The 20687-nt window shown below is 69.7% G+C and carries 19 protein-coding genes and 1 tRNA gene; 5 read left to right on the top strand and 15 right to left on the bottom strand.

All coding sequences use genetic code 11. From position 1 onward, the window contains the following. The first annotated feature begins 10 nt into the window (after nt 1-10). Both MRBLMX7_RS15070 and MRBLMX7_RS15065 read left to right on the top strand, forming a co-directional pair. Nucleotides 11-1225, top strand: a complete 1215-nt coding sequence (locus tag MRBLMX7_RS15070; protein WP_363369698.1) for a DUF58 domain-containing protein — start codon at nt 11-13, stop codon at nt 1223-1225. Continuing rightward, nucleotides 1212-3464 (top strand): DUF3488 and transglutaminase-like domain-containing protein, encoded by a 2253-nt coding sequence (locus MRBLMX7_RS15065; RefSeq protein ID WP_363369696.1) that lies wholly within the window; start codon nt 1212-1214, stop codon nt 3462-3464. Before MRBLMX7_RS15070 ends, MRBLMX7_RS15065 begins: the two co-directional genes overlap by 14 nt. Before the next feature lie 51 nt (nt 3465-3515). Here the strand turns inward: MRBLMX7_RS15065 and MRBLMX7_RS15060 are convergent, their stop codons facing one another. Next, complete coding sequence (locus tag MRBLMX7_RS15060; RefSeq protein ID WP_363369694.1) at nt 3516-4406, bottom strand: rhodanese-related sulfurtransferase; 891 nt, start codon at nt 4404-4406, stop codon at nt 3516-3518. Nucleotides 4407-4501: 95 nt separating this feature from the next. On the opposite strand from MRBLMX7_RS15060, the gene MRBLMX7_RS15055 reads away from it, so the two are divergent. Next, nucleotides 4502-4589, top strand: a tRNA-Ser gene (locus MRBLMX7_RS15055). Between the two features lie 605 nt (nt 4590-5194). On the opposite strand, the gene MRBLMX7_RS15050 is transcribed toward MRBLMX7_RS15055, so the two are convergent. The 8 genes from MRBLMX7_RS15050 to MRBLMX7_RS15015 all read right to left on the bottom strand — a co-directional run bounded on the left by MRBLMX7_RS15050 (nt 5195) and on the right by MRBLMX7_RS15015 (nt 14147). Next, nucleotides 5195-5794, bottom strand: a complete 600-nt coding sequence (locus MRBLMX7_RS15050) for a GNAT family N-acetyltransferase (RefSeq protein ID WP_363369692.1) — start codon at nt 5792-5794, stop codon at nt 5195-5197. A 28-nt stretch (nt 5795-5822) separates the two neighbouring features. Then, nucleotides 5823-6470 (bottom strand): phosphatase PAP2 family protein, encoded by a 648-nt coding sequence (locus MRBLMX7_RS15045; protein WP_363369690.1) that lies wholly within the window; start codon nt 6468-6470, stop codon nt 5823-5825. Between the two features lie 30 nt (nt 6471-6500). After that, nucleotides 6501-7880 carry a multidrug effflux MFS transporter gene (locus MRBLMX7_RS15040; protein ID WP_363369688.1) on the bottom strand — a complete coding sequence of 460 codons (1380 nt, stop codon included), beginning with the start codon at nt 7878-7880 and terminating at the stop codon, nt 6501-6503. A 78-nt stretch (nt 7881-7958) separates the two neighbouring features. Beyond that, on the bottom strand, nt 7959-9113 hold the full coding sequence (locus MRBLMX7_RS15035; RefSeq protein ID WP_363369686.1) for a cystathionine gamma-synthase: 1155 nt from the start codon (nt 9111-9113) through the stop codon (nt 7959-7961). Nucleotides 9114-9166: 53 nt separating this feature from the next. Next, complete coding sequence (locus MRBLMX7_RS15030) at nt 9167-10543, bottom strand: cystathionine beta-synthase (RefSeq protein ID WP_363369684.1); 1377 nt, start codon at nt 10541-10543, stop codon at nt 9167-9169. An 81-nt stretch (nt 10544-10624) separates the two neighbouring features. Further along, nucleotides 10625-11587, bottom strand: coding sequence for a carbohydrate ABC transporter permease (locus MRBLMX7_RS15025; protein ID WP_050722571.1), 963 nt, complete (start codon nt 11585-11587; stop codon nt 10625-10627). Then, nucleotides 11587-12726: a carbohydrate ABC transporter permease gene (locus MRBLMX7_RS15020; protein WP_363369682.1), complete on the bottom strand. Its 1140-nt coding sequence runs from the start codon at nt 12724-12726 to the stop codon at nt 11587-11589. The genes MRBLMX7_RS15025 and MRBLMX7_RS15020 overlap by 1 nt, the downstream gene beginning before the upstream one ends. Before the next feature lie 104 nt (nt 12727-12830). Continuing rightward, the gene (locus MRBLMX7_RS15015; protein WP_050722569.1) at nt 12831-14147 is read right to left on the bottom strand and encodes an ABC transporter substrate-binding protein; all 1317 of its coding nucleotides are present in this window, start codon (nt 14145-14147) and stop codon (nt 12831-12833) included. Between the two features lie 276 nt (nt 14148-14423). Between MRBLMX7_RS15015 and MRBLMX7_RS15010 the strand changes: the two genes are divergently transcribed. After that, complete coding sequence (locus tag MRBLMX7_RS15010) at nt 14424-15428, top strand: LacI family DNA-binding transcriptional regulator (RefSeq protein ID WP_363369680.1); 1005 nt, start codon at nt 14424-14426, stop codon at nt 15426-15428. 174 nt (nt 15429-15602) lie between these two features. Here MRBLMX7_RS15010 and rplL read toward each other — a convergent pair whose 3' ends face one another. The 3 genes from rplL to MRBLMX7_RS14995 form a co-directional block, all read right to left on the bottom strand. Continuing rightward, nucleotides 15603-15983, bottom strand: a complete 381-nt coding sequence (gene rplL / locus MRBLMX7_RS15005) for a 50S ribosomal protein L7/L12 (protein WP_050722567.1) — start codon at nt 15981-15983, stop codon at nt 15603-15605. A 48-nt stretch (nt 15984-16031) separates the two neighbouring features. Beyond that, entirely contained in the window at nt 16032-16520 is a 489-nt protein-coding gene (rplJ, locus tag MRBLMX7_RS15000) for a 50S ribosomal protein L10 (protein WP_050722566.1), read from the bottom strand. 325 nt (nt 16521-16845) lie between these two features. Further along, on the bottom strand, nt 16846-17829 hold the full coding sequence (locus MRBLMX7_RS14995; RefSeq protein ID WP_363369677.1) for a hypothetical protein: 984 nt from the start codon (nt 17827-17829) through the stop codon (nt 16846-16848). 316 nt (nt 17830-18145) lie between these two features. On the opposite strand from MRBLMX7_RS14995, the gene MRBLMX7_RS14990 reads away from it, so the two are divergent. After that, nucleotides 18146-18826 (top strand): YqaJ viral recombinase family protein, encoded by a 681-nt coding sequence (locus tag MRBLMX7_RS14990; RefSeq protein WP_363369675.1) that lies wholly within the window; start codon nt 18146-18148, stop codon nt 18824-18826. Nucleotides 18827-18875: 49 nt separating this feature from the next. Here MRBLMX7_RS14990 and MRBLMX7_RS14985 read toward each other — a convergent pair whose 3' ends face one another. The 3 genes from MRBLMX7_RS14985 to MRBLMX7_RS14975 are packed head-to-tail and all read right to left on the bottom strand — an operon-like array spanning nt 18876 to nt 20685. After that, complete coding sequence (locus MRBLMX7_RS14985; protein ID WP_363369674.1) at nt 18876-19406, bottom strand: hypothetical protein; 531 nt, start codon at nt 19404-19406, stop codon at nt 18876-18878. Continuing rightward, nucleotides 19403-20089, bottom strand: a complete 687-nt coding sequence (locus tag MRBLMX7_RS14980; protein ID WP_363369672.1) for an LPXTG cell wall anchor domain-containing protein — start codon at nt 20087-20089, stop codon at nt 19403-19405. The genes MRBLMX7_RS14985 and MRBLMX7_RS14980 overlap by 4 nt, the downstream gene beginning before the upstream one ends. Next, complete coding sequence (locus MRBLMX7_RS14975) at nt 20086-20685, bottom strand: signal peptidase I (RefSeq protein WP_363369670.1); 600 nt, start codon at nt 20683-20685, stop codon at nt 20086-20088. The genes MRBLMX7_RS14980 and MRBLMX7_RS14975 overlap by 4 nt, the downstream gene beginning before the upstream one ends. Nucleotides 20686-20687: the final 2 nt, after the last annotated feature.

Genomic DNA, 20687 nt, shown 5'->3' with positions numbered 1-20687 from the left:
GGAGGCCGTCATGCCCCGCCGCCGGATGCTCACTCTGCGGGGCACCGGTGCGCTCATCGCGGGCACGGGCTGCCTCGTCGCGGCCAATCTCCTCGGCGCGGTCGTCCTCCTGTACCTCGGCATCCTCCTCTTCGCGCTGACGATCCTCGCCGTGATCGTCGTGCGGGCGCCGCGCCGCTCCGGCACCGTGACGAGGCAGATCTCGACCGATCTGCTCACGGTCTCGGAGACCTCGCGCGTCACCCTGCGCTTCTCGCTGCGGGCCCTGCGGGTGCCGCGCGGTCTGTGGCGCGACGTGCTCCCCGACGCGGTCTCGGGCGACGCCGCCGGCGAGTATCCGCCGGAGACCGGTCAGCTGAGCTACCTCATCACGGGCGTCCGGCGCGGGGTGTGGCCGATCGGACCGCTGCTGCTGCGCACGGTCGACCCGTTCGGGCTCGCGCAGCGCGAGCAGGAGTTCGGGGAGACCCGCACGGTCACGGTCGTGCCCGAGGTGTTCACGCTGTCCCCTCTCGCGGTCCGCGTGGGCGCGGCGGGCGGTACGGCGCAGACCTCGTCCAGTCGTCTCGGCCAGGGCAGCGACAATCTCTCGCCGCGCGTGTACATCCCGGGTGACAGCATGCGCCGCATCCACTGGCGCGCGACAGCCCACCGCGGCCAGCTCATGGTGCGTCAGGAAGAAGAGGAGTCGAGTCCTGACGCCCTCGTCGTGCTCGACCGCAGCGCGGGTCGGTGGTCGGCGTCGGGCGATCAGGCCGATCCTGCGTTCGAGGCCGCGGTGTCGCTGTGCGCATCGGCCGCGGTGCACCTCATGCAGGAGGGGTACGGAGTCGACGTGATCGACACCACCGGAGCGCTGCTCGGCACACTGCGGGGCCATGAGGACGACCGCGACGGTCTGCTGGTGGCGCTGGCTCTCGTGACACCGCGTGGAGAGGCCCGCGATCTCACGTCGCTCGTCGGCGGCACCCCGCCCGGACCGCTCGTCTACATCACGGGTCGTCTCGACGAAGAGGATGCCGCGCTGCTGCGTCCCGCCGGCGCGGCGGCTCCCCTCCTGTTCACGACCGACCCGCAACCGGGGGCCGCGAAGGCCGCCGAGCCGCACGGTTGGCGGGTCGCGACCCTCGGCGACGACGTCGCCGAGGCCTGGGAGGACGCCCTCCCCGAGCGGGTCGGGCTGACCCCTGCGGAACGTCGAGGAGCCGGCGATGTCTCGGCGTGAGCGCACGGCCGCGCAGGCGACGCCGCGCTGGCATCGGGAGCACGATCTCCCGACCGGCGTACTGTGGCCGGCCGTCATGGCTGCGGCCGCCGGCATCGTCGCGATGTGGCCGTACACGTCCGTGATCGCTCCGGGATCCTGGTCGCTCACGGTCGTCGTCGTGATCGTGGTGACGGGCCTGACCGGGATGCTCACCCGCACGCTGCTCAAGCGCCGACCTGCCTGGGTGCGCGACCTCGTGACGCTTGGCGCGCAGATCGTGGTCGCGGCGGCGACCGTCACCCAGCTGGTGGCGGGTGAGACCGCGGTCTTCGGCGTGATCCCGACCGACACCACCCTGGTGGTCTTCCAGACCCTGTTCGCCTCGGCCGCTGAGCAGATCACCTTCGGCTCTGCGCCCCTCAGCGCGTCTCCGGGTCTGCAGGCGGTCCTCGGCGCGGGCTTCGCGGTCGTCGCGATCCTCCTGGATCAGCTCGTCGCGCAGCGTGGCGCCGTCATCGCCTTCCTCCTCACCGGAGTGATCGGCTCGATGCCGATGATCGTGACGGTCAGCGGCGTGAACGTCGTGTGGTTCGTGATGCTCGCCGTCCTGCTCATCCTGCTGCTCCGGCAGACCGCCGCCCAGCATCCCGAGGCACCCCGTCGCTCCTCTGCGGCGGTCGCGGCAGGTGTCGGCGCCGCGGCGCTCGCCTCGACCATGATCGTGGCCCCCGTACTGCCCGTGTCGGCAAGCCTGACGGGCACGGGAGCGGGTGTGTCGGTCGATGCCTCCCTGCGGCTGGGGGACGACCTCCGTCAGCCGAACCCTGTCGAGGTGCTGACGCTCGCGACGACGGCCGACACCGCGCCCTACCTGCGTCTCACGACCCTCTCGGAGTTCGACGGTCGGGTGTGGCGACCCGACCGCGGCGACCTGCAGGCCCAGAGCGAGGGCTTCGGCGCGGAGGACTGGGGACCCGACATCCCGGTCGAGGAGCAGAGCACGTCGATCCGGGTGATCCGCATGTCGAGCTCGTGGCTGCCGGTGCCGTATCCGGCGACGAGCGTGCAGGGCATTCCTGCGGCGTGGCGGCTGAGCCCCGACAACCGGACGATCGCCTCGAGGAGTGCGGATGCCGCCGGCAACGACTACACCGTGCGCTCCCTCGACGTGGAGCCGACGCTCGAGCAGATCCGCGAGACTCCCGCCGCGCCCCTCACGACGGACCCGGATGCCGAGCCCGTCGAGCTGCCTGCCGTGATCGGCGAGACCGCCGACGAGGTCACGGCCGACGCCGACAACGACTATGACCGCCTGATCGCGCTGCAATCGTGGTTCCGCAGCGAGTTCACGTACTCGCTCGAGACCCCGGTCGAGGAGGACTTCGACGGCACCGGTGCCGATGCCGTCGCGCAGTTCCTGGACGTACGGTCGGGGTACTGCATCCACTTCGCCGGTGCTTTCGCCCTGATGGCGCAGAGCCTCGACATGGAGGTGCGCATCGTCGTCGGGTACCTCCCGGGCGCACGGACGACGACCACGCGCGGCGAGGAGGCCGTGTACTCGGTGTCCAGCGACCAGCTGCACTCCTGGCCGGAGGTGCTCTTCCCCGGCATCGGCTGGGTGCCGTTCGAGCCGACGGCCTCGCTCGGCGTGCCCACTGCCTTCGCGGCCGGGGCGACCACGGGTGGCGGCTCGGGCGGCGCGACCCCGACCGAGCCCTCGGCGGCCCCGACGGCCGCGCCGACCACGGGCCCGGAGGTCGAGCGTCCGGACGCGGGCGACAACGCCGGCGCCACCGGTCAGCTGCGCTCGCTCGATCCCTCACCGGTCCTCTTCACGACCCTCGGGATCCTCGTCGTGCTGCTGCTCCCGGCGCTGATCCGCCTGTCCCAGCGCGCGGTCCGCCGCGGGCGGGCGCGACGCGGCGACGCGGCATCCGCCTGGGCCGAGCTGCGGGCGACCATGCTCGATCTGGGAGTCGCGGTCTCCGATGCGGAGTCGCCGCGCATGCGCGGCGCCGATCTCGTGCGCGACAACGGGGTGGATGCCGACGCGATGCGCGTGCTCACGGATGCCGTCGAACGCGCCAGCTACGCGCGCCCGACCGGAGCGACGGCGCACGGCCTCGACGAGGCTCTCGGCACGGTGCTCACCCGCCTGCGCCACAGCGTGGACCGTCCGTCGCGGGCTCGGGCGCTGCTCGTTCCGCGGTCGCTGTTCGCCACCAGCGGGCAGGACTCTCCGCTGCTCGCCTGAGCCGAGGATGTCGCGGTCTCGGTGCGAGCCCCTGCTCTCGGTGACGGCGGTTCAGGCGGCGTGCGCGGTGCAGCGCACGGTGTCGCATGCGGCGCAGACCACGAACTGCGTGCGGCACGACGGATCGGGGCAGTTGGCTGTGCGGTTGGTCGCCGCGCCGCATCCCGCGCATTCGCCGATCACGGCCGCATGGTCGGAGAAGTCGACCGAGCCGCGCTTGTCGAACACGTACAGCGAGCCCTCCCACAGCCCCTCGTCGCCGAAGGTCTCGCCGTAGCGGACGATGCCGCCCTCGAGCTGGTAGACCTCGCCGAAGCCGCGCGACGTCATGAGGCTCGACAGCACCTCGCAGCGGATGCCGCCCGTGCAGTAGGTCACGACCGGCTTGCCCTTGAGGTCGTCGTAAGCGCCGGAATCGAGCAGCTGCACGAAGTCGCGGGTCGTGTCGGTGTCGGGCACCACCGCGCCGCGGAACCGGCCGATCTGCGCCTCCAGCGCGTTGCGCCCGTCGAAGAACACGACGTCGTCGCCGCGCTCGCCGATCAGCTCGTGCAACGCCTCGGGGCTCAGTCGCGTGCCGCCGCCGACCACGCCGTTCTCGTCGACGCGCAGTTCGTCCGGAGCGCCGAAGGACACGATCTCCTCTCGCACCTTGACGCTCAGTTTCGGGAAGTCCAGGCTGCGCCCCTCGGCATCCACCCCCGTGCCCTCGCTCCACTTGAGGTCGACGTCGCGGAACGGCGCATACGAACGGAACGAGCGCGCCCACTTCTTGAGAGCGGGGAGGTCGCCGCCGAGCGTGCCGTTGACGCCGTCCTTCGAGATCAGCAGCCGTCCGCGCAGTCCGAGGGCCTCGCCGAGGTCGCGCTGCCACACCCGTACCGCCTCGGGGTCGGCGAGCGGAGTGAACACGTAGAAGAGCACGATCTTGGGGGTTGCCACCTGGAGATTTTACGTCGCGCCCGCGGGCGCACGGCCCGGAGGCGGCTGGTCATGGGCATCGGGCGCGATCGGATAGACTGTTCAGGTTGTTCCCTGGTGACGTGTCCGAGCGGCCGAAGGAGCACGCTTGGAAAGCGTGTGTTGTGCAAGCAACCGCGGGTTCGAATCCCGCCGTCACCGCCACACGTCAAACGGCCCTCGCGAAGCGGGGGCCGTTTGACGTTTATCTGATGCTGTGGGATTCGGGGAGCCCTGAGCGCAGCGAAGAGCGGAGTCCCGCCGTCACCGCCACACGCCTGAAGGCCTCACGAAGCGGGGGCTGTGTGACGTTTACCTGATGCTGTGCTCGTGCCGGAGTACTGTTTCCTGGAGCACCTCGTCCGGTATCCAGTACGTCACTGGCGGTGGCACGGGAGCGTATGTATCGGGTGGTTGGCGATAGTAGCGACACATGTGCACGCGTAGGCCCGCTTAGCGTCGCTAAACGGGCCGACGCGCGCTTACCGTCGAAGGAGAATCTCATGAATCCACTTGTTCCGACTTCATTAGACGGCATATTCATGTCCGTTCTTGCCCTTGGCTTCGTGCTTGCAATCGTGGCGTTCGTGTCGCTCATGATGACAGCGTCGGTCGATAGAACCCCGGTCGTTGAGCGACACTTCGACTCGCTCCGCTCGCTCAGTGCAGGTCTCCGCGAGACCTGACGCGTTTCGTCTCGTCGCTGCGCTCCTCGCTCAACGACCGAGGAGGAACCCTGCGCTCCTCGCTCAACGACCGGGGGTCACGCTTCAGCCGAAGGTCACGCCGTAGCTCTGCCCGCCGGGCTCGGCGGGGAGTCGTGTCATTCCGAGGCGCTCGTAGAACGCGGCAGCTCCCGTGTTCTTGGGGTCCATGCCGAGATGCAGGCCCTTCACGCCGCGGCGCTCGAGCTCGGCGAACAGCGTTTCGATGAGACGGCGTCCGAGTCCCTGGCCCTGCGTCTCGGGCAGCAGATCGATGTGCAGGTGGGCGGGGTACTCCCCCGCGTTCGCGTTCTTCCCGGGCGCCTGGGCGTAGCCGTACTCGACCATCTTCTCCTCGCGGGTCGACGGCTCCGCCGCGCGCGGGTACTTGGCGCTCAGGGCCGGCCACCACTCGTCACGGAACCAGGTCGAGAACGCCTCGGTGTCGTCCGTCGCGACGATGTAGCCGATCACGCGCTCGTCGTCAGTCTCGACCACCCAGGCGAGGTCGGGATGCCGCTCGACGTACGGCACCGCGAACAGGTCGCCCCACAGCTCGTCGTCCGTGAAGATGCCCGTCGCGTCGCCCCCGGCATCCGCGGTGCGCACGCACACCTCGTACAGGGCGGCGCGGTCGGACGGACGGTACGGGCGGATGCGCGACACGGAGACTCCTCGATGAGTGGGGATGCCGTCAGCCTATCGGCGCGGCCGGGGTCCGCGATCGTGGGATGCGCTCCGACATCGTGCGCGCCCACGGCAGCACGAACCCCGCGAGCACGAACACGACGCCCGCACCGACGAGGGCTCCGCCCAGGGTGTCGGTCGTCCAGTGCACCGACAGCAGGGTGCGCGAGAGCGCCATCGCGACGATCCACGCCGCCCCCACGATCGCGACCCAGACCCGCGGGAACAGCAGGTACAGCACGAGCGCGATCGTCGCGGCGTTCGCGGTGTGACCCGACGGGAACGACCCGAAGTCGCTCGCGACGATCATGTCCTCGGGGCGCGCCCTGCCGAACAGGTGCTTGAGCAGCTGCACCATCCCCGCGCTCGCGAGAAAAGCCATCGCCGCGAACAGCGCGCCCCGCCATCGACGTGCGAGCAGCAAGGCGAGGATCACGAGCAGCGGCACACCGAGGATCGCGACCCAGCCTCCGCCGATGTGATCGAGCACGAGGGCGAACGTCAGCATCCAGTCCGCGCGGTTCTCGACGATCTCGCTGTTCCACCAGCGGTCGAACCCGGGCGGCTCGGTGTACCCGAACACGATCACGGCTCCGAGCACTGCGGCCGCGGCCAGCATCCCGAATCCCCACCACAGCATCGTCCGCGATCTCATCCGACCATTCTGCCGGGTGGATGCTGGGAATCAGGGAGCGAGCATCGCGACCGTGCGCGGACGCACGATCAGCCACAGCGAGAGGATCGCGATCACGGCGCAGCCGACCATGACCGAGGCCATCGTCGTGGCGGTGATGCCCGCGCCTTTCGAGATCCAGCCCACGATCGGCGAGATGAGTCCGGCGACGCCGAAGTTCGTCGCGCCGATCGCGGAGGCCGCGGTCCCGGCCGCTTTGCCGTGACGATCGAGCGCGAGCACCTGCACGTTCGGGAACGTGAACCCGCACGCCGTCATGAAGAAGAACAGCGGGACGACCGTGCCCCACAGCCCGAGGCCGAGCTGGTCGGTCACGATGATCGCCGTGCCCGCGAGCAGGAGCACCGCCGTCGAGTACGCCATGACCCACTGCGGCCCGAAGCGCGCGGCCAGGCGTGAGGCGGTCTGCACGCCGAGCACGACGCCGAGCGAGTTCACGGCGAACAGCATGCCGTACTGCTGCGCGTCGAGCCCGTGGGTCTGCTGGAACAGGAACGGCGAGGCCGACAGGTACGAGAACAGGCCCGAGAACGTCATGCCGCCGATGATGAGGACGCCGATGAACACGCGGTCCGAGAAGACCGAACGGTAGCGCTGCAGCACGGTGGCACCGCCGCGCTCCTGCCGCCGCGCCACCGGCAGCGTCTCGGGGATGAAGAACAGTGTCGACACGAGCATGACCACCCCGTACAGGGCGAGGACGATGAAGATCCCCTGCCACGGCATGAGCGTGAGCAGCCAGGAGCCGATCAGCGGGGCCACCACCGGCGCGACGCCCGACACGAGAGCGAGGCGCGACAGCATCACGACCAGTCGACGTCCGCCGAACAGATCGCGCACGATCGCCATCGCGACCACGCCTCCCGCAGCCGCCCCTACGCCCATCAGCACGCGCGCCCCGCCGAGCAGCGGCAGCGTCGGGGCGAAGGCGGCTGCCGCGCTCGCGAGCACGTGCAGCGCGGTGACGGCGATGAGCGGGATGCGACGTCCGATCTTGTCGCTGAGCGGTCCGACGATCAGCTGGCCGAGCGCGAAGCCGATCATGGTGCCCGTGAGCGTGAGCTGCACGGCGGCAGCGGTGGTCTGGAAGTCCTCCTCGAGCACGGGGAACGCGGGAAGGTACAGGTCGATCGTGAACGGCCCGAGCGCGGTCAGCGCCCCGAGCAGCACGATGTACAGCGCACGACGTCCGTTCGAGATCGAGTCGCCGGGGTGCAGCATGATCGGCGCGGTCGCGGGGTTGGACCCGAGCGTGCGGATCGCACCGGTCGACGAGGGCACGCGGATGCTGCCGGTCGCGGTGCGCTCGGGAGCGGGAGTGGTGGGCACGGAGTCGGTGGGCACCGAATCGGTGCGGGGCGCGTCAGACACAGGTTCTTCCGGATCGAGGGGAGCCTGCTCGAAACGATTCGAGCGAAGCATCCATGCTACTCCCCCGGATGCCGGGACTCAGCGTGCGATGCGGGCGAGCCCCTGCTCGAGGTCGGCGATCAGGTCGGCCGCATCCTCGATGCCGACCGAGAGGCGCACGACGTTCTCGGGCACGGCGAGCTCGGTGCCGCGCACCGAGGCGTGGGTCATGTCCGGCGGATACCCGATCAGCGACTCGACCCCGCCCAGCGACTCCGCGAGCTGGAACAGCTCTGTCGACTCGGCGAAGGCCTTGGCCGCGTCTGCGCCGGCCGCGAGGCCGAGCGACAGCATCCCGCCGAAGCCGCTCATCTGACGTGCGGCGATGTCGTGACCCGCATGCGAGGCGAGACCCGGGTAGAACACCTGCGCGAACTCGGGGCGCTCCGCCGCCCACTCGGCCACGGCCTGCGCGTTCTCAGAGTGCTGACGCACCCGCACGGCGAGCGTCTTGATGCCGCGGGTCGTGAGCCAGGCGTCGAGCGGCGCCGACACGGCGCCGACCGCGAACTGCTGGAACTTCACGTCCTCGACGAAGCGGTCGTCGCCGAACACCACGGCGCCGCCGAGCACGTCGGAGTGACCGCCCAGGTACTTGGTCGTGGAGTGCACGACCACATCGGCGCCGAGCGACAGCGGCTGCTGCAGCGCGGGCGACGCGAACGTGTTGTCGACCACGGCGATCGCGCCGGCCGCGTGCGCGATCTCGGTGATCAGCGCGATGTCGACGATCTTGAGCAGCGGGTTGCTGGGCGTCTCGATCCAGACGATCTTCGTCTCGGGGCGCAGGGCCGAACGCACGGCATCCGTGTCGGAGAGCTCGACGACCGTCGAGAGGATGCCCCATTTGGCGAGCACCTTCGCGAACAGCCGGTAGGTGCCGCCGTAGACGTCGTTGCCGAGCACGACGTGGTCGCCGGGTGCGAGGATGCCGCGCAGCAGCGCGTCCTCGGCGGCGAGACCCGAGGCGAACGACAGGGCACGGACTCCCCCTTCGAGCGCCGCGAGCTGCGTCTCGAGCGAGGAACGCGTCGGGTTGCCCGCCCGGTTGTACTCGTAGCCCTCGCGGAACCCGCCGATGCCGTCCTGCACGTGCGTGGAGGCCTGGTAGATCGGCGGGATGATCGCGCCGGTCGTCGGGTCGGGATCCTGACCCGCGTGGATGGCTCGGGTGGCGAAGGAGTGCTCGGACATTCCCTCAGCCTACGTCCGCGTCCCCACCGGAAGCCCCCGCGTTACGCCCGGGGTCAGCGCGACAGGTAGGCGAGCAGATCCTGCCGCGTGAGCACGGTGTGCGGCTTGCCGCCGTCGGTCACCAGCAGCGCGTCCGCGTCCGCCAGCGCCGCCCGGGCCTGCGCGAGCGGAGCATGGATGCCGACGAGCGGCAGCCGCTCCCCCACGTGCGCCCCCACGGCATCCGTCGGCTTCGCCTCTCCCCGGAACAGCAGGTCGAGCAGGCCCTTCTCGTCGACCGTGCCGACGACCTCGCCCATCATGACGGGCGGCTCGGCGCTGAGCACGACGAGCTGCGAGACCTCGTACTCGGTCATGAGGCCGATCGCCTCGAGCACGGTGTCCGTGGGGTGCGCGTGCACGAGGTCGGGGATGCCCTCCCCCTGCCGTGGCGCACGGGCGGCGAGCACGTCGGCGACGGTTTCGCCCTCCTCGACGTCGCTGAAGCCGTAGGAGCGCATCCATCCGTCGTTGAAGATCTTCGCCAGGTAGCCGCGCCCTCCGTCCGGCAGCAGCACGACCATCACGGCCTCGGCCGGCAGCTCCCGTGCGACGCGCAGCGCACCGACGACGGCCATGCCGCTCGATCCGCCGACGAGGATGCCCTCCTCTCGGGCCAGCCGACGGGTCATCGCGAAGGCCTCGGCGTCGTCGACCGCGACGATCTCGTGCGGAACGGTCGGGTCGTAGGCGCCGGGCCAGATGTCCTCGCCGACGCCCTCCACGAGGTACGGGCGGCCGGTGCCACCGCTGTACACGCTGCCCTCGGGGTCGACGCCGACGATGCGCACCCGGCCGTCCGACACCTCGCGCAGGTAGCGCCCGGTGCCGGTGATCGTGCCGCCGGTGCCGACGCCGGCCACGAAGTGCGTGATGCCGCCGTCGGTGTCGCGCCAGATCTCCGGCCCGGTGGTCTCGTAGTGACTCCGCGGTCCGTTGGGGTTCTCGTACTGGTTCGGCTTGAACGCCCCGGGGATCTCCCGCGCCAGCCTGTCGCTCACGCTGTAGTAGGACTCGGGGCTGTCCGCCGCGACCGAGGTCGGGGTCACGACGACCTCGGCGCCGTAGGCGCGCAGCACGTCGATCTTGTCGTCGCCGACCTTGTCGGGCACGACGAAGACGCACGAGTAGCCGCGCTGCTGCGCGACGAGCGCCAGACCCACTCCGGTGTTCCCGCTGGTCGGCTCCACGATCGTCCCGCCCGGCTTCAGCTCGCCCGATGCCTCGGCGGCGTCGATGATGCGGGACGCGATGCGGTCCTTCGCGGACCCGCCCGGGTTCAGGTACTCGAGCTTCACGAGCACGGTGCACGCGATGCCCTCCGTGACGCGCTGGAGCTTCACGAGGGGCGTGTCGCCGACGAGGTCGACGATCGAGTGCGCATACTTCATGACTTCAGGGTAGACGTGCGGATGCCGCGGCCGGGGTTGTGTTGCACCCGGCCGCGGCATCCTGTCCCCGCGTGCTGTCGGTCAGCCCTTCGTCGACCCCGCCAGCAGCCCTCGCACGAAGTAGCGCTGCAGGGCGAAGAACACGATCAACGGGATGATGATCGACACGAAGGCACCCGCCGTGAGCAGGTACCAGTCGTTGCCTCGGGTTCCCGTGATCTCGGCCAGAAGCTTCGTGATCGGCGCCGCGGCCCCGTCGGCGAAGACGAGGGCTACGAGCAGGTCGTTCCACACCCACAGGAACTGGAAGATCGCGACCGAGGCGATCGCCGGCATCGTCAGCGGCAGCACCACGCGGAAGAAGATCTGTCCGCGCGAGGCTCCGTCGACGCGCGCGGCCTCGATGATCTCGCCGGGGATCTCCGACATGAAGTTGTGCAGCAGGTAGATCGCGAGCGGCAGCGCGAACATCGTGTGGGCGATCCACACCTGCGCGTACCCGGACGAGGCACCCAGCGGCTCGGTCACCTGCACACCGAAGAGGTTGATCCCCCGCGAGAACGAGCTGAGCAGCGGCACGAGGGCCATCTGGATCGGCACGATCTGCAGCGCGAACACGAAGATGAACAGTGCGTTGCGCCCCTTGAAGTCGATCCACGCGAACGCGTACGCGGCCATCGCCGCGATCATCAGCGGAATGATGGTCGCGGGGATCGTGATCGCGATCGAGTTCACGAAGGATTCGAGGATCGTCAGCTGCGTGGTGCCCGACTGCAGCACCTGCACGTAGTTGTCGAACGTCACCTGCGGGTTCGCGAAGAACTCCCACCAACCGCTGGACTGGATGTCATCCCGCGGGCGGAACGACGAGATGAACAGCCCCAGCGTCGGGATCGTCCACAGCACGGCGATGACGATGGACCCGACGGACGCCCACGGACGGGACAGCTTCTTGCGGGCGCGTCCCGCCGCGGCATCCAGCCCTCCGCCCGTGGTGATCGCGCGGGTGGAGGCCGGGGTCTCGGTCTTCAGCGTGTCGCTCATCAGCGCACCTCCCGCTGCTTCTTGATCTGTCGGGCGTTGTAGATGACGATCGGCAGCACGAGGATGAACAGGATGACCGACAGCGCGGCGCTGCGTCCGGCCTCGAACTTCGAGAACTGCGTGTACATCTCGTTCGCCAGCACCGAGGTGCCGTAGTTGCCGGCGGTCATGGTGCGCACGATGTCGAACACCTTCAGGGAGGCGATCGAGATCGTCGTGAGGACCACGATGAGCGCGGGGCGGATCGACGGCACCGTGACGGACCGGAAGCGCTGCCAGGCGTTCGCGCCGTCGAGCTCGGCGGCTTCGAGGAGCTCGGCCGGCACGCCCTTGATGGATGCCGAGAGGACCACCATCGCGAAACCGGTCTGCACCCAGATGAGCACGACGATGAGGAACAGGTTGTTCCACGGCTCGTTGAGCAGCCACTGCTGCGGCGTCCCGCCGAACCACACGAGGATCTGGTTGAGCAGACCGATCTGCTTGAAGTCGCCGCCGCGGTACTCGTACATGAACCGCCAGATGATGCTGGCGCCGACGAACGAGATCGCCATCGGCATGAAGACGAGCACCTTGTAGATCTTCTCGCCACGGGTGCGGTCGATGAAGACGGCGTAGGCGAGGCCGACGATCGTCGACACGGTCGGCACGAGCAGCACCCAGATGATCGAGTTGACCACCGAGGTGACGCCGTCGGACTGCGTGAAGATCCACACGTAGTTCGCGAACCCGACGAAGTCGCTGTTCGAGGAGTTGCGGAACGACGAGTACATGGTCTGGATCGACGGGAGGATGAGCCCGACGAGCAGCAGGAGCAGAGCCGGGGCCATGAAGGCCACGAGCTGGATCAGGTACCCGACGCCGTCTCGGGACCGGTAGTCCAGGAGGAAGAACACGGCGCCGACGACGACGGCGACGCCCATGGCCCAGTACCAGGAGTTGAAGAACAGCATCACGGCGAGCGGGATGAGCAGGCACATCCCCAGCCGGATGAAGGTGTAGAGGGTGCCCTTGCGCGGAGCGATGTCCACGAGGAGCAGGATGACGGCGACGACCGCCACGAAGGCGACCACCACCACGAGGGCTTGGAGGACCGGCGGCAGCATGCCGACCCACTGGAAGAACAGAGTCGCGTTCACGGATTCCCCTTCATGACGCGGGTGGATCATCGGGCGGCGCGTCGTTGCGCCGACCGTTCTGGACAAGAGGGCCGCCCCGGAAAGGGGCGGCCCTCCTCATCCGATCAGCTGGACGGCCAGCCGGTCTCGATCTGCGTCAGGACCTCGTCGGTCGAGGTGCCGTTGACCCAGGCGACGATGCCCTTCCAGAAGGTTCCGGCGCCGACGGCACCGGGCATCAGGTCGGATGCGTCGAAGCGGAACGTGGTGTCCGGGTCCTGCAGGATCTTGATGGTCTCCTGGAGGATCGGGTCCTTCGCGTTCGCCGGGTCGAGCCCGTTGTTAGCCGACGTGACGCCGCCGAGGCTCACGCGGCTGTTCGCCCACTCGGGGCTGGACAGGTACGCGAGCACCTTCTGCGTGGCCTCGGAGTCGCTGAACGCTCCGACGATCTCGCCGGCACCGGTGACGGCCTTGTCGTCTGCGCTCTCGCCCGGGAGCATGAACGCCCACACGTCGCCGTCCTCGGCGATGTTGGTGCCCTCGGGGAAGAAGCCCGACAGGAACGACGCCTGGTGGGTCAGCGCGCAGGTGCCGCCGGCGAGAGCCGGGGCGACGTCGCCGAACGCGGTCGAGTTGATCGAGCGCACGTCGCCGAAGCCCGCGTTCACGTTGGCCGGGTTGAGCAGGATCTCGCCGACGGAGTCGAACGCGGTCTTGATCTGCGGGTCGGTGAACGGGATCTCGTTGGTCACCCACTGGTCGTAGACATCAGGACCGGCCTGGCGCAGGACGTAGTCCTCGACCCAGTCCGTTCCCGGCCAGCCGGTCGCGGTGCCGGACTCGAAGCCGGCGCACCAGGCGGGACCGCCGGTCTTGGCCTGGATCGTGTCGGTCAGCGCCTGCATCTCGTCGAGCGTGGTCGGGACCTCGACGCCCCACTCGGCGAACTTCGCCGGGGAGTACCAGATCCAGCCCTTGACGTTGGCCATGAGCGGAGCGCCGTAGAAGGTGTCGTCGACCGTTCCGTAGTTGACCCAGTCCTCGGTCCAGTACTCGTTGGCGTTCTTCTCGACCTCTTCGGGCGCGGGCTTCAGGAAGTCGCGCTTCGCGAAGTCGGCGAACAGACCCGGCTGCGGGAAGATCGCGATGTCCGGCGGGTTGCCACCCTGTGCGCGGGTGCCGAGCTGCGTCTCGAAGTCCTGGCTGCCCTCGTACTTGATGGTGATGTCGTTCTCCTCGGCCCAGTCCTTCCAGGACTCCTGGAGGAGCTCCGCCTCGGAGTCGACGATGGTGCCGTAGATCGTGACGGTGTTGTCCCCGCCTCCGCCGCCGCTGCCGCCGCCGGGGGCGCCCGGAGCACCGCAGCCCGCGAGCGCGATGCCCGCGACACCCAGGAGGGCGATCGGCGCGTAACGCCGAGAACGCTGTGACAGACCCATGTGAATTCTCCTCTTCGAGTTTCACGACTCCCTGCTGATCGCGCCGCCCCTCGGCGCGGATCGGGAACCGATTCCAGGACAACCTACCGGCGCGTGGCACCCCGGCACAACAAGCGAGTATCACAAGCGTGCAACCATTCATCCCGGCTCGACATGTGCTATGGGAGCGATCCCACAGCAATCGTGTGGAACCGGTTCCCTTCCTCCATCCGAACGGCTACGATGACTTCGGCGTGCACAGGGTCGAGCACGCGAGCGCCTGGTCGAGGAGGACCGATGAGCACGATCGCGGACGTCGCGGCACGTGCCGGCGTGTCCAAGGCGACCGCGAGCCGCGCCCTCACCGGACGCGGCTACGTCTCGGAGGACACTCGGCGGCGGGTCGCGGATGCCGCGGACGAGCTCGCCTACGTCGCCCACTCCTCCGCCACGAGCCTCGCGACCGGACGCACCGGGACGGTCGGCGTCATCATGCCGCCGGTGGACCGCTGGTTCTTCTCCGAGTTGCTCGCCGGCATCCAGGAGTCGCTCTTCGACCTCGACTACGAGCTCGCGCTCTACGGCATCCGCGAGGGCACCGAGACCCGCGAGCGGCTGTTCGACGTCGTCCTCCCGGGACGACGCTTCGACGGCATCATCGCCGTCGGCATCCAACCCAGCGCGCAGGAGCTCGAGCGCCTGCACCGCTCCGAACGGCCGCTCGTCAGCGTCGGGCCCTACAGCGAGGGATCGAGCGCGGTGTCGATCGACGACGTCGCTGCCGCCCGCCTCGCGACCGAGCACCTGATCGAGCTGGGGCACCGCGACATCGCCTTCGTCGGCGGATCGAACGACGCCGCGTCCCTGAGCTTCGGCGACGCGCGCCGCATCGACGGGTACCGCGAGGCGCTGACCGCGGCCGGACTCGCCGACCGCGCTCGCATCGCGGACTCGCCGCCCACCATGCCCGGCGGCTACGCCGCAGCGGTCGAGCTGCTCGGCGACCGACGGGGACGACCCAGCGCGGTGGTCGGGGTCTGCGACGAGGCCGCGATCGGGGCCATGATCGCCGCGCGCCGGCTCGGCATCGCGGTGCCGACCGAACTCAGCATCGTCGGAGTCGACGACCACCAGCACGCCGAGATGTTCGCCCTCACGACCATCAAGCAGTCGCCGCGCGACCAGGGGCACGAGGCCGTGCGGCTGCTGCAGCAGCGGATGGACGAACCGGATGCTCCGCTCGAACGCATCGTGACGGCATCCGTGCTCGTCGTGCGCAGCTCCACCGCGGCGCCGCGCTGATCCCGCGGGTCATCCTGGGGCGGCATCCGCACCCGCACCCGCACCCGCGCCCGCACCCGCATCCGGATCCGGAGGTGCGCCCGCATCCGGATCCGGACGCACGAAAGCCCCGGACCGGAGCCCGGGGCTTTCGCAGACGTTCAGGCAGCGGCGTGTGCCGCGACCCGGACGGGATTACTTGAGGGTGACCGTCGCGCCGGCCTCTTCGAGAGCGGCCTTCGCCTTGTCGGCGGTCTCCTTGTTCGCGCCCTCGAGGACGGCCTTCGGAGCGCCGTCGACGACAGCCTTGGCCTCGCCGAGGCCGAGCGAGGTGAGCTCGCGGACGGCCTTGATGACCTGGATCTTCTTGTCGCCAGCAGCCTCGAGGATGACGTCGAAGGAGTCCTTCTCCTCAACCTCTTCAGCAGCACCAGCGCCACCGGCGCCGGCGACGGCGACGGGTGCAGCAGCGGTGACCTCGAACTTCTCCTCGAACGCCTTCACGAAGTCGTTGAGCTCGACGAGGGTCAGGCCAGCGAACTGCTCGAGCAGCTCCTCGGTGGAAAGCTTCGCCATGATGTATCTCCTAGATAGATGGGGTTGTTGTACGAGAACGTCGGACGCTTACGCGGCCTCGGCGGTCTCGAGCTTTTCGCGAAGCGCGTCGATGGTGGCGGCAGCCTTGCCCATCGTCGCCTTCATCATGCCCGCAGCCTTCGCCAGCAGAACCTCACGGCTCTCGAGCGAGGCGTACTTGTTGACCTCGTCGGCGGTGAGGGCGTTGCCCTCGAAGATGCCGGCCTTGATCACGAGAAGCGGGTTGGCCTTGGCGAAGTCACGAAGAGCCTTGGCAGTGGCGACGAAGTCACCGTGCACGAACGCGACAGCCGACGGACCCTTGAGGTCCGCGTCCAGCGCGGTGATGCCGGCCTTGTTGGCGGCGATCTTGGTCAGCGTGTTCTTCACCACGGCGTACTCAGCGTCCTGACGGATGCTGTTGCGCAGCTCCTTGAGCTGGGCAACCGTCAGACCGCGGTACTCGGTCAGCAGAACGGCAGTCGAGTCCTCGAATGACTTCGTGAGCTCGGCGACCGATGCATCCTTCTGCGCCATGGTCACTCCTTGGTGTGTACGAGGCGCCTCACGGCGGTGAGGCGCCGACCTGGACCGCACGCAACAGAAAAGCTCCGGCGCAAGCGCACGGAGCTTCGGGAAGTTCGTGTCCTGCGCGGGCCCCTGCTGAGCAGAGCTTCGATCCTGCGTGTTCGCACACGCACGATGACCAGCGGTCTTCGGTTGCGACAACTCTACCTCACGCTCAGTCATCCCCCAAATCCGCGCCCCTCCCCGCCGACGCCCCATCTGGGCGCCGACGCCCCATCTGGTTGACGCGAATGAGCGGGGGCGTCGGAGCCGAACAGGGGCGTCGGCGAAGGACTCACCCCGGCGGGCGGATGCCGAACGCGGCGAGCGTCGCCCCGAAGGCATCCGTCGACAGGATGTGCGACGAACCCCAGCGCACCGTTCTCCACCCGGTGACACCGCGCACGGCATCCTCGCGCCTCTTCTCGGCCATCACAACCTCCTCGGCCGTTCGTTCGCCACGCACCTCGTCGTCGAGGTACTTCCCTGCGCCGTCGAACTCGCCGAAGCACTGCGCCCGAGGGAATCCGAAATCCAGCCAGTAGTCCTCCCCCGACGGCCCCACGACATTCACCTGGAGTTGCGGCCTGGCGAATCCGAGTCGGGCGAGCTGCAGACGGCTCACGCTCTCTCCGGGGAGTTGGGCCCTTCCGTCGGCGAACTCGATGATCCTGCGAGCCTGCCTGACTCCGCGACCGTGCGAACGCTCGGCTCGTGCCGACATCCGGCCGGCCCATGCCGCGGCAGCGTCGGCATCCTGCACGTGCCCCGACACCGCCTCGCTCCGCAGTGCCGCATCCGCGGCGGAGACGGCGACACCTGCTGCCGTGGCGCGGCCGAGGTCGAGCCCGGTGCGGTCGAGCGAGGTACACCGGATGCCATCGATCTCCACGATGTCCGATGAGACGACCTCGACGTTGTGCCACACGACGCCGGCGCACGTGCGCCCGTGGCGCGCGTCGATGATCGCGGTGTGGACCTGCTTCGGCGCGAGCCGGTACAGCGGCAGACCGTGCAGCACCGCCGCCGACGGCCCCCAGAACACCGGGCCCGGTGCATCCGAGTTGAGGTGGGTGGCGACGACCTCGACGAGGTGGCGCCCCTCGTTCCAGAGCCCGTTCCACTCGTCGGCCGATAGGTGGCGCCCGTTGCGCACACGCCTGACCACTCGGTCCCGCACCAGCCGTTCGATGTCGCGCTCGGTGCATCCGCTGCGTCGAAGGTCGTCCCGCGTCTGCAGCAATGCGCGGGCGGTGGCGGCGTCGATGTTCCTCGGCATCCGCCGATCGTCCCGCGACGTACGACCGCACAGCGCTTCTTCACAGCCGAGCCGACCGGATGCGGCCCCTCGAGCAGTTGTGCAGGAGAGATCGCCCGATGCCGAAGCCCCTGCTCAGCTCCGACGCCCCTGCTCAGTCACGTAGTTCATCAGGGGCGTCGTAGGTGGGCAGGGGCGTCGGCGAAAGAGGGAAGGATGCGGGACGGGGCGAGGCGAGGCGTGTCGGCGGGGCCGGGCGGAACCGGGCGGGGATGCGGGGCGGGGCACGGCGGCGTGGGAGGGCGGGAGCGTCGGCGGGCGGGGTTAGGGTCGAAGGGTGACCCCGGAACTCCAAGCGCGCATCGTGGCGGACTCCCGCGACCGCGTGGCGTGGATGCGGGCGAGGTCGCGTGGCATCACGGCGACCGATGTCGCAGGGCTCACGAGCGAGAAGTCGATCGCCCGCGCGGCGGACTCCAAGCTCGGCGGCGGGCCCCGCTTCGGTGGCAACGCCTACACGGATCACGGTCGACGCCGCGAGCCCGAGATCGCCGCCTGGGTGGCCGCCACGCACGGCATCATGCCCTCGTCGGCGCTGTTCCGGGCCGAGGTCGAGCACCGGCACCTCGCGACCCCCGACGGCATCGCGGTCGACGCGGGCGGACGCGTGCAGCTCGCCGAGATCAAGACCACGAACAAGGCGTTCCGCGGTATCCCCCGCACCTACCTGCGTCAGGTGTGGTGGCAGCAGCATGTGCTCGGCGCCGAGCGCACCCTGTTCGTGTGGGAGGAGCACGTCAACTTCGCCCCCGTGCACGACGAGCCGCGCTGCGTGTGGATCGACCGCGACGAGCGCGAGATCGCGAAGCTCGTCGGCCTCGCCACCGACCTGATCGACGAGCTGTACCGGCGTACGACCGGTCAGCAGATCCCCGCCCGGATGCCGTCGGCGGTGACGAGCCGTCGCGAGCACCTCCGCGAGCGCGACGCCTTCCGGGCGCTGGCTCTCGCGGACTGACCCCCGCGCGCACCATCCACGCGCGCGATCCGCACGCACCCCGCCGTCCTCAGGTGCAGGACCCTCCGATGCCGAGCGCTCCGACGGCGAGCTGCCTCGTCGCTCCCGTCGAGGTCCACGACGTGCCCGACAGCAGGTTGTTCACCGTCATGGTCGTGGTGCTGCCGAGCAGATTCGCGATCAGGCTCGCGAGCAGACCCTGCGAGAGCACGGCGGTGTGCGTGTAGAGGCCGCCCGTCGGGCCCGTCGTCGTGATGTTCGCGGCCGGGACCACCGCGGTCGTCGTGCCCTGCGTGAGCGTGAGGCGGACGCCGTTAGCGGGATACGGCGAGGTCCACACGAGCGTGACGCTCTGGAAGATGCCCAACCCGTTGAGCGCGACCGTGCATGCCGTGATCGTCGGCACCGGCACCGTGAACGCCGTGAACGTGCCGGACGCCGTGAACTCGACGTCGGTGAAGCGCGCCTCGGTCACCCTCGCGGCGCCGAGCAGCCCGACCCCGGCGAACAGCGACAGACCGAGGATGCCGACGAGCAGCCTCCTGCCCATCGGAACCGCCGGGGCCCGAGAGGCGCTCACGGCCGGCCCCTCGCCCGCGACGTGCCCTGCGTGTCAGTCGCGCTCGCCCGCGCACCACCACGCGAGCGCAGGGCGAACAGACCGGCGCCGATCGCGGCGAGCGCGGCTCCGGCTCCGATCGCCCACGGCGTCGCGGAGCCACCCGTCGCGGGGAGCAGCCCGTCGGACCCGGCGACCACGCTCTCCCCCGCGCCGCGTGCGTGGACGCGGATGTCCGTGATCGTGCCGTCGTCGCTCGCGCCCGCCGGATCCAGTGCGACCCACAGTCGCAGGTACGCGGTCTCCTCCGAGGCGAACTCCGCCAGCGCGATCTCGGAACCGTCGCGCGGGATGTCCCATGCCGACTCGAGCGCGGTGGCCCCGCCCGGACATCCGCTCCCCTCCCATGGCCGCATGCACAGCTCGGCGTCGACGAGCACGGGCGCATTCCCGCTCGCACTCACCGCGAGCGCGACCCGGCCGGGATCGGGAGCGTCCGCACTGACCGCGACGTCCCACCGCACGCGCTCCCCGGGGAGGAGGCTCGAGGCGGCATCCCAGTCGGCGACCGACACCAGCCGCAGGATCTGCCCCTGGACGACCTCTGTCGTCGGCGCCGCCCAGGCCGGAGGGGCACCGACCGAGACGGCGACGAGCCCGACAGCGAGGGCGGCGGCACAGACGAGCAGTCGGGGGACCTTCATATGACTTCGGCCTCCCCTCGTCCGGTCGAGCGCGGCCAGAACGCCCACACGACGAGCACGGTCGCCGCAGCGGTCAGACCGCCGAGCACGAGAGGGTTCCCCATCCCGGCGATCACGGTCGCGATGCCCGGGACCGAGAACAGCACGATCCGCACCGAGGTCACCGAGTACGGGAACGGGTCGTCCGCGGCGTTCGCGTCACCCCGCATCGTGATCACGCGCTCGGCCGACGACTCGCCGCCGGTGATCGACGTGACGCGGTGCGTGATGGGCAGCTCGCCCGGACGATCGACCGTGACCACGTCCCCGACCTTGACCTCGGCAGCCGGCACGCGCTGCACCACCGCGACGGACCCCGCGGGGATCGTGGGCGACATCGAGCCCGTGGAGAACATGATGAGGGTGATGTGCGCCGTGAACGCGAGGATCACGAGCACGATGCACACGACCCCGCCGAGCGCCGCGATCCACAGCAGGACGTCGCCGAGCATCCGCCCGATGCGCCGCTGTCGCACCGACGGGGCGGATGCCGTGGCCGGCGCGGCGTCGGCATCCATGCGCTCCCTGAGGCTGCGTCGCGTCGTCGGCGTGCTCATCT

The organism is Microbacterium sp. LMX7-1.2 (genome assembly GCF_040675935.1).
Taxonomy (GTDB): Bacteria; Actinomycetota; Actinomycetes; order Actinomycetales; family Microbacteriaceae; genus Microbacterium.
The sequence above is the reverse complement of the archived record's forward strand: the minus strand, read 5'-3'. Positions and strand labels throughout refer to the sequence as shown.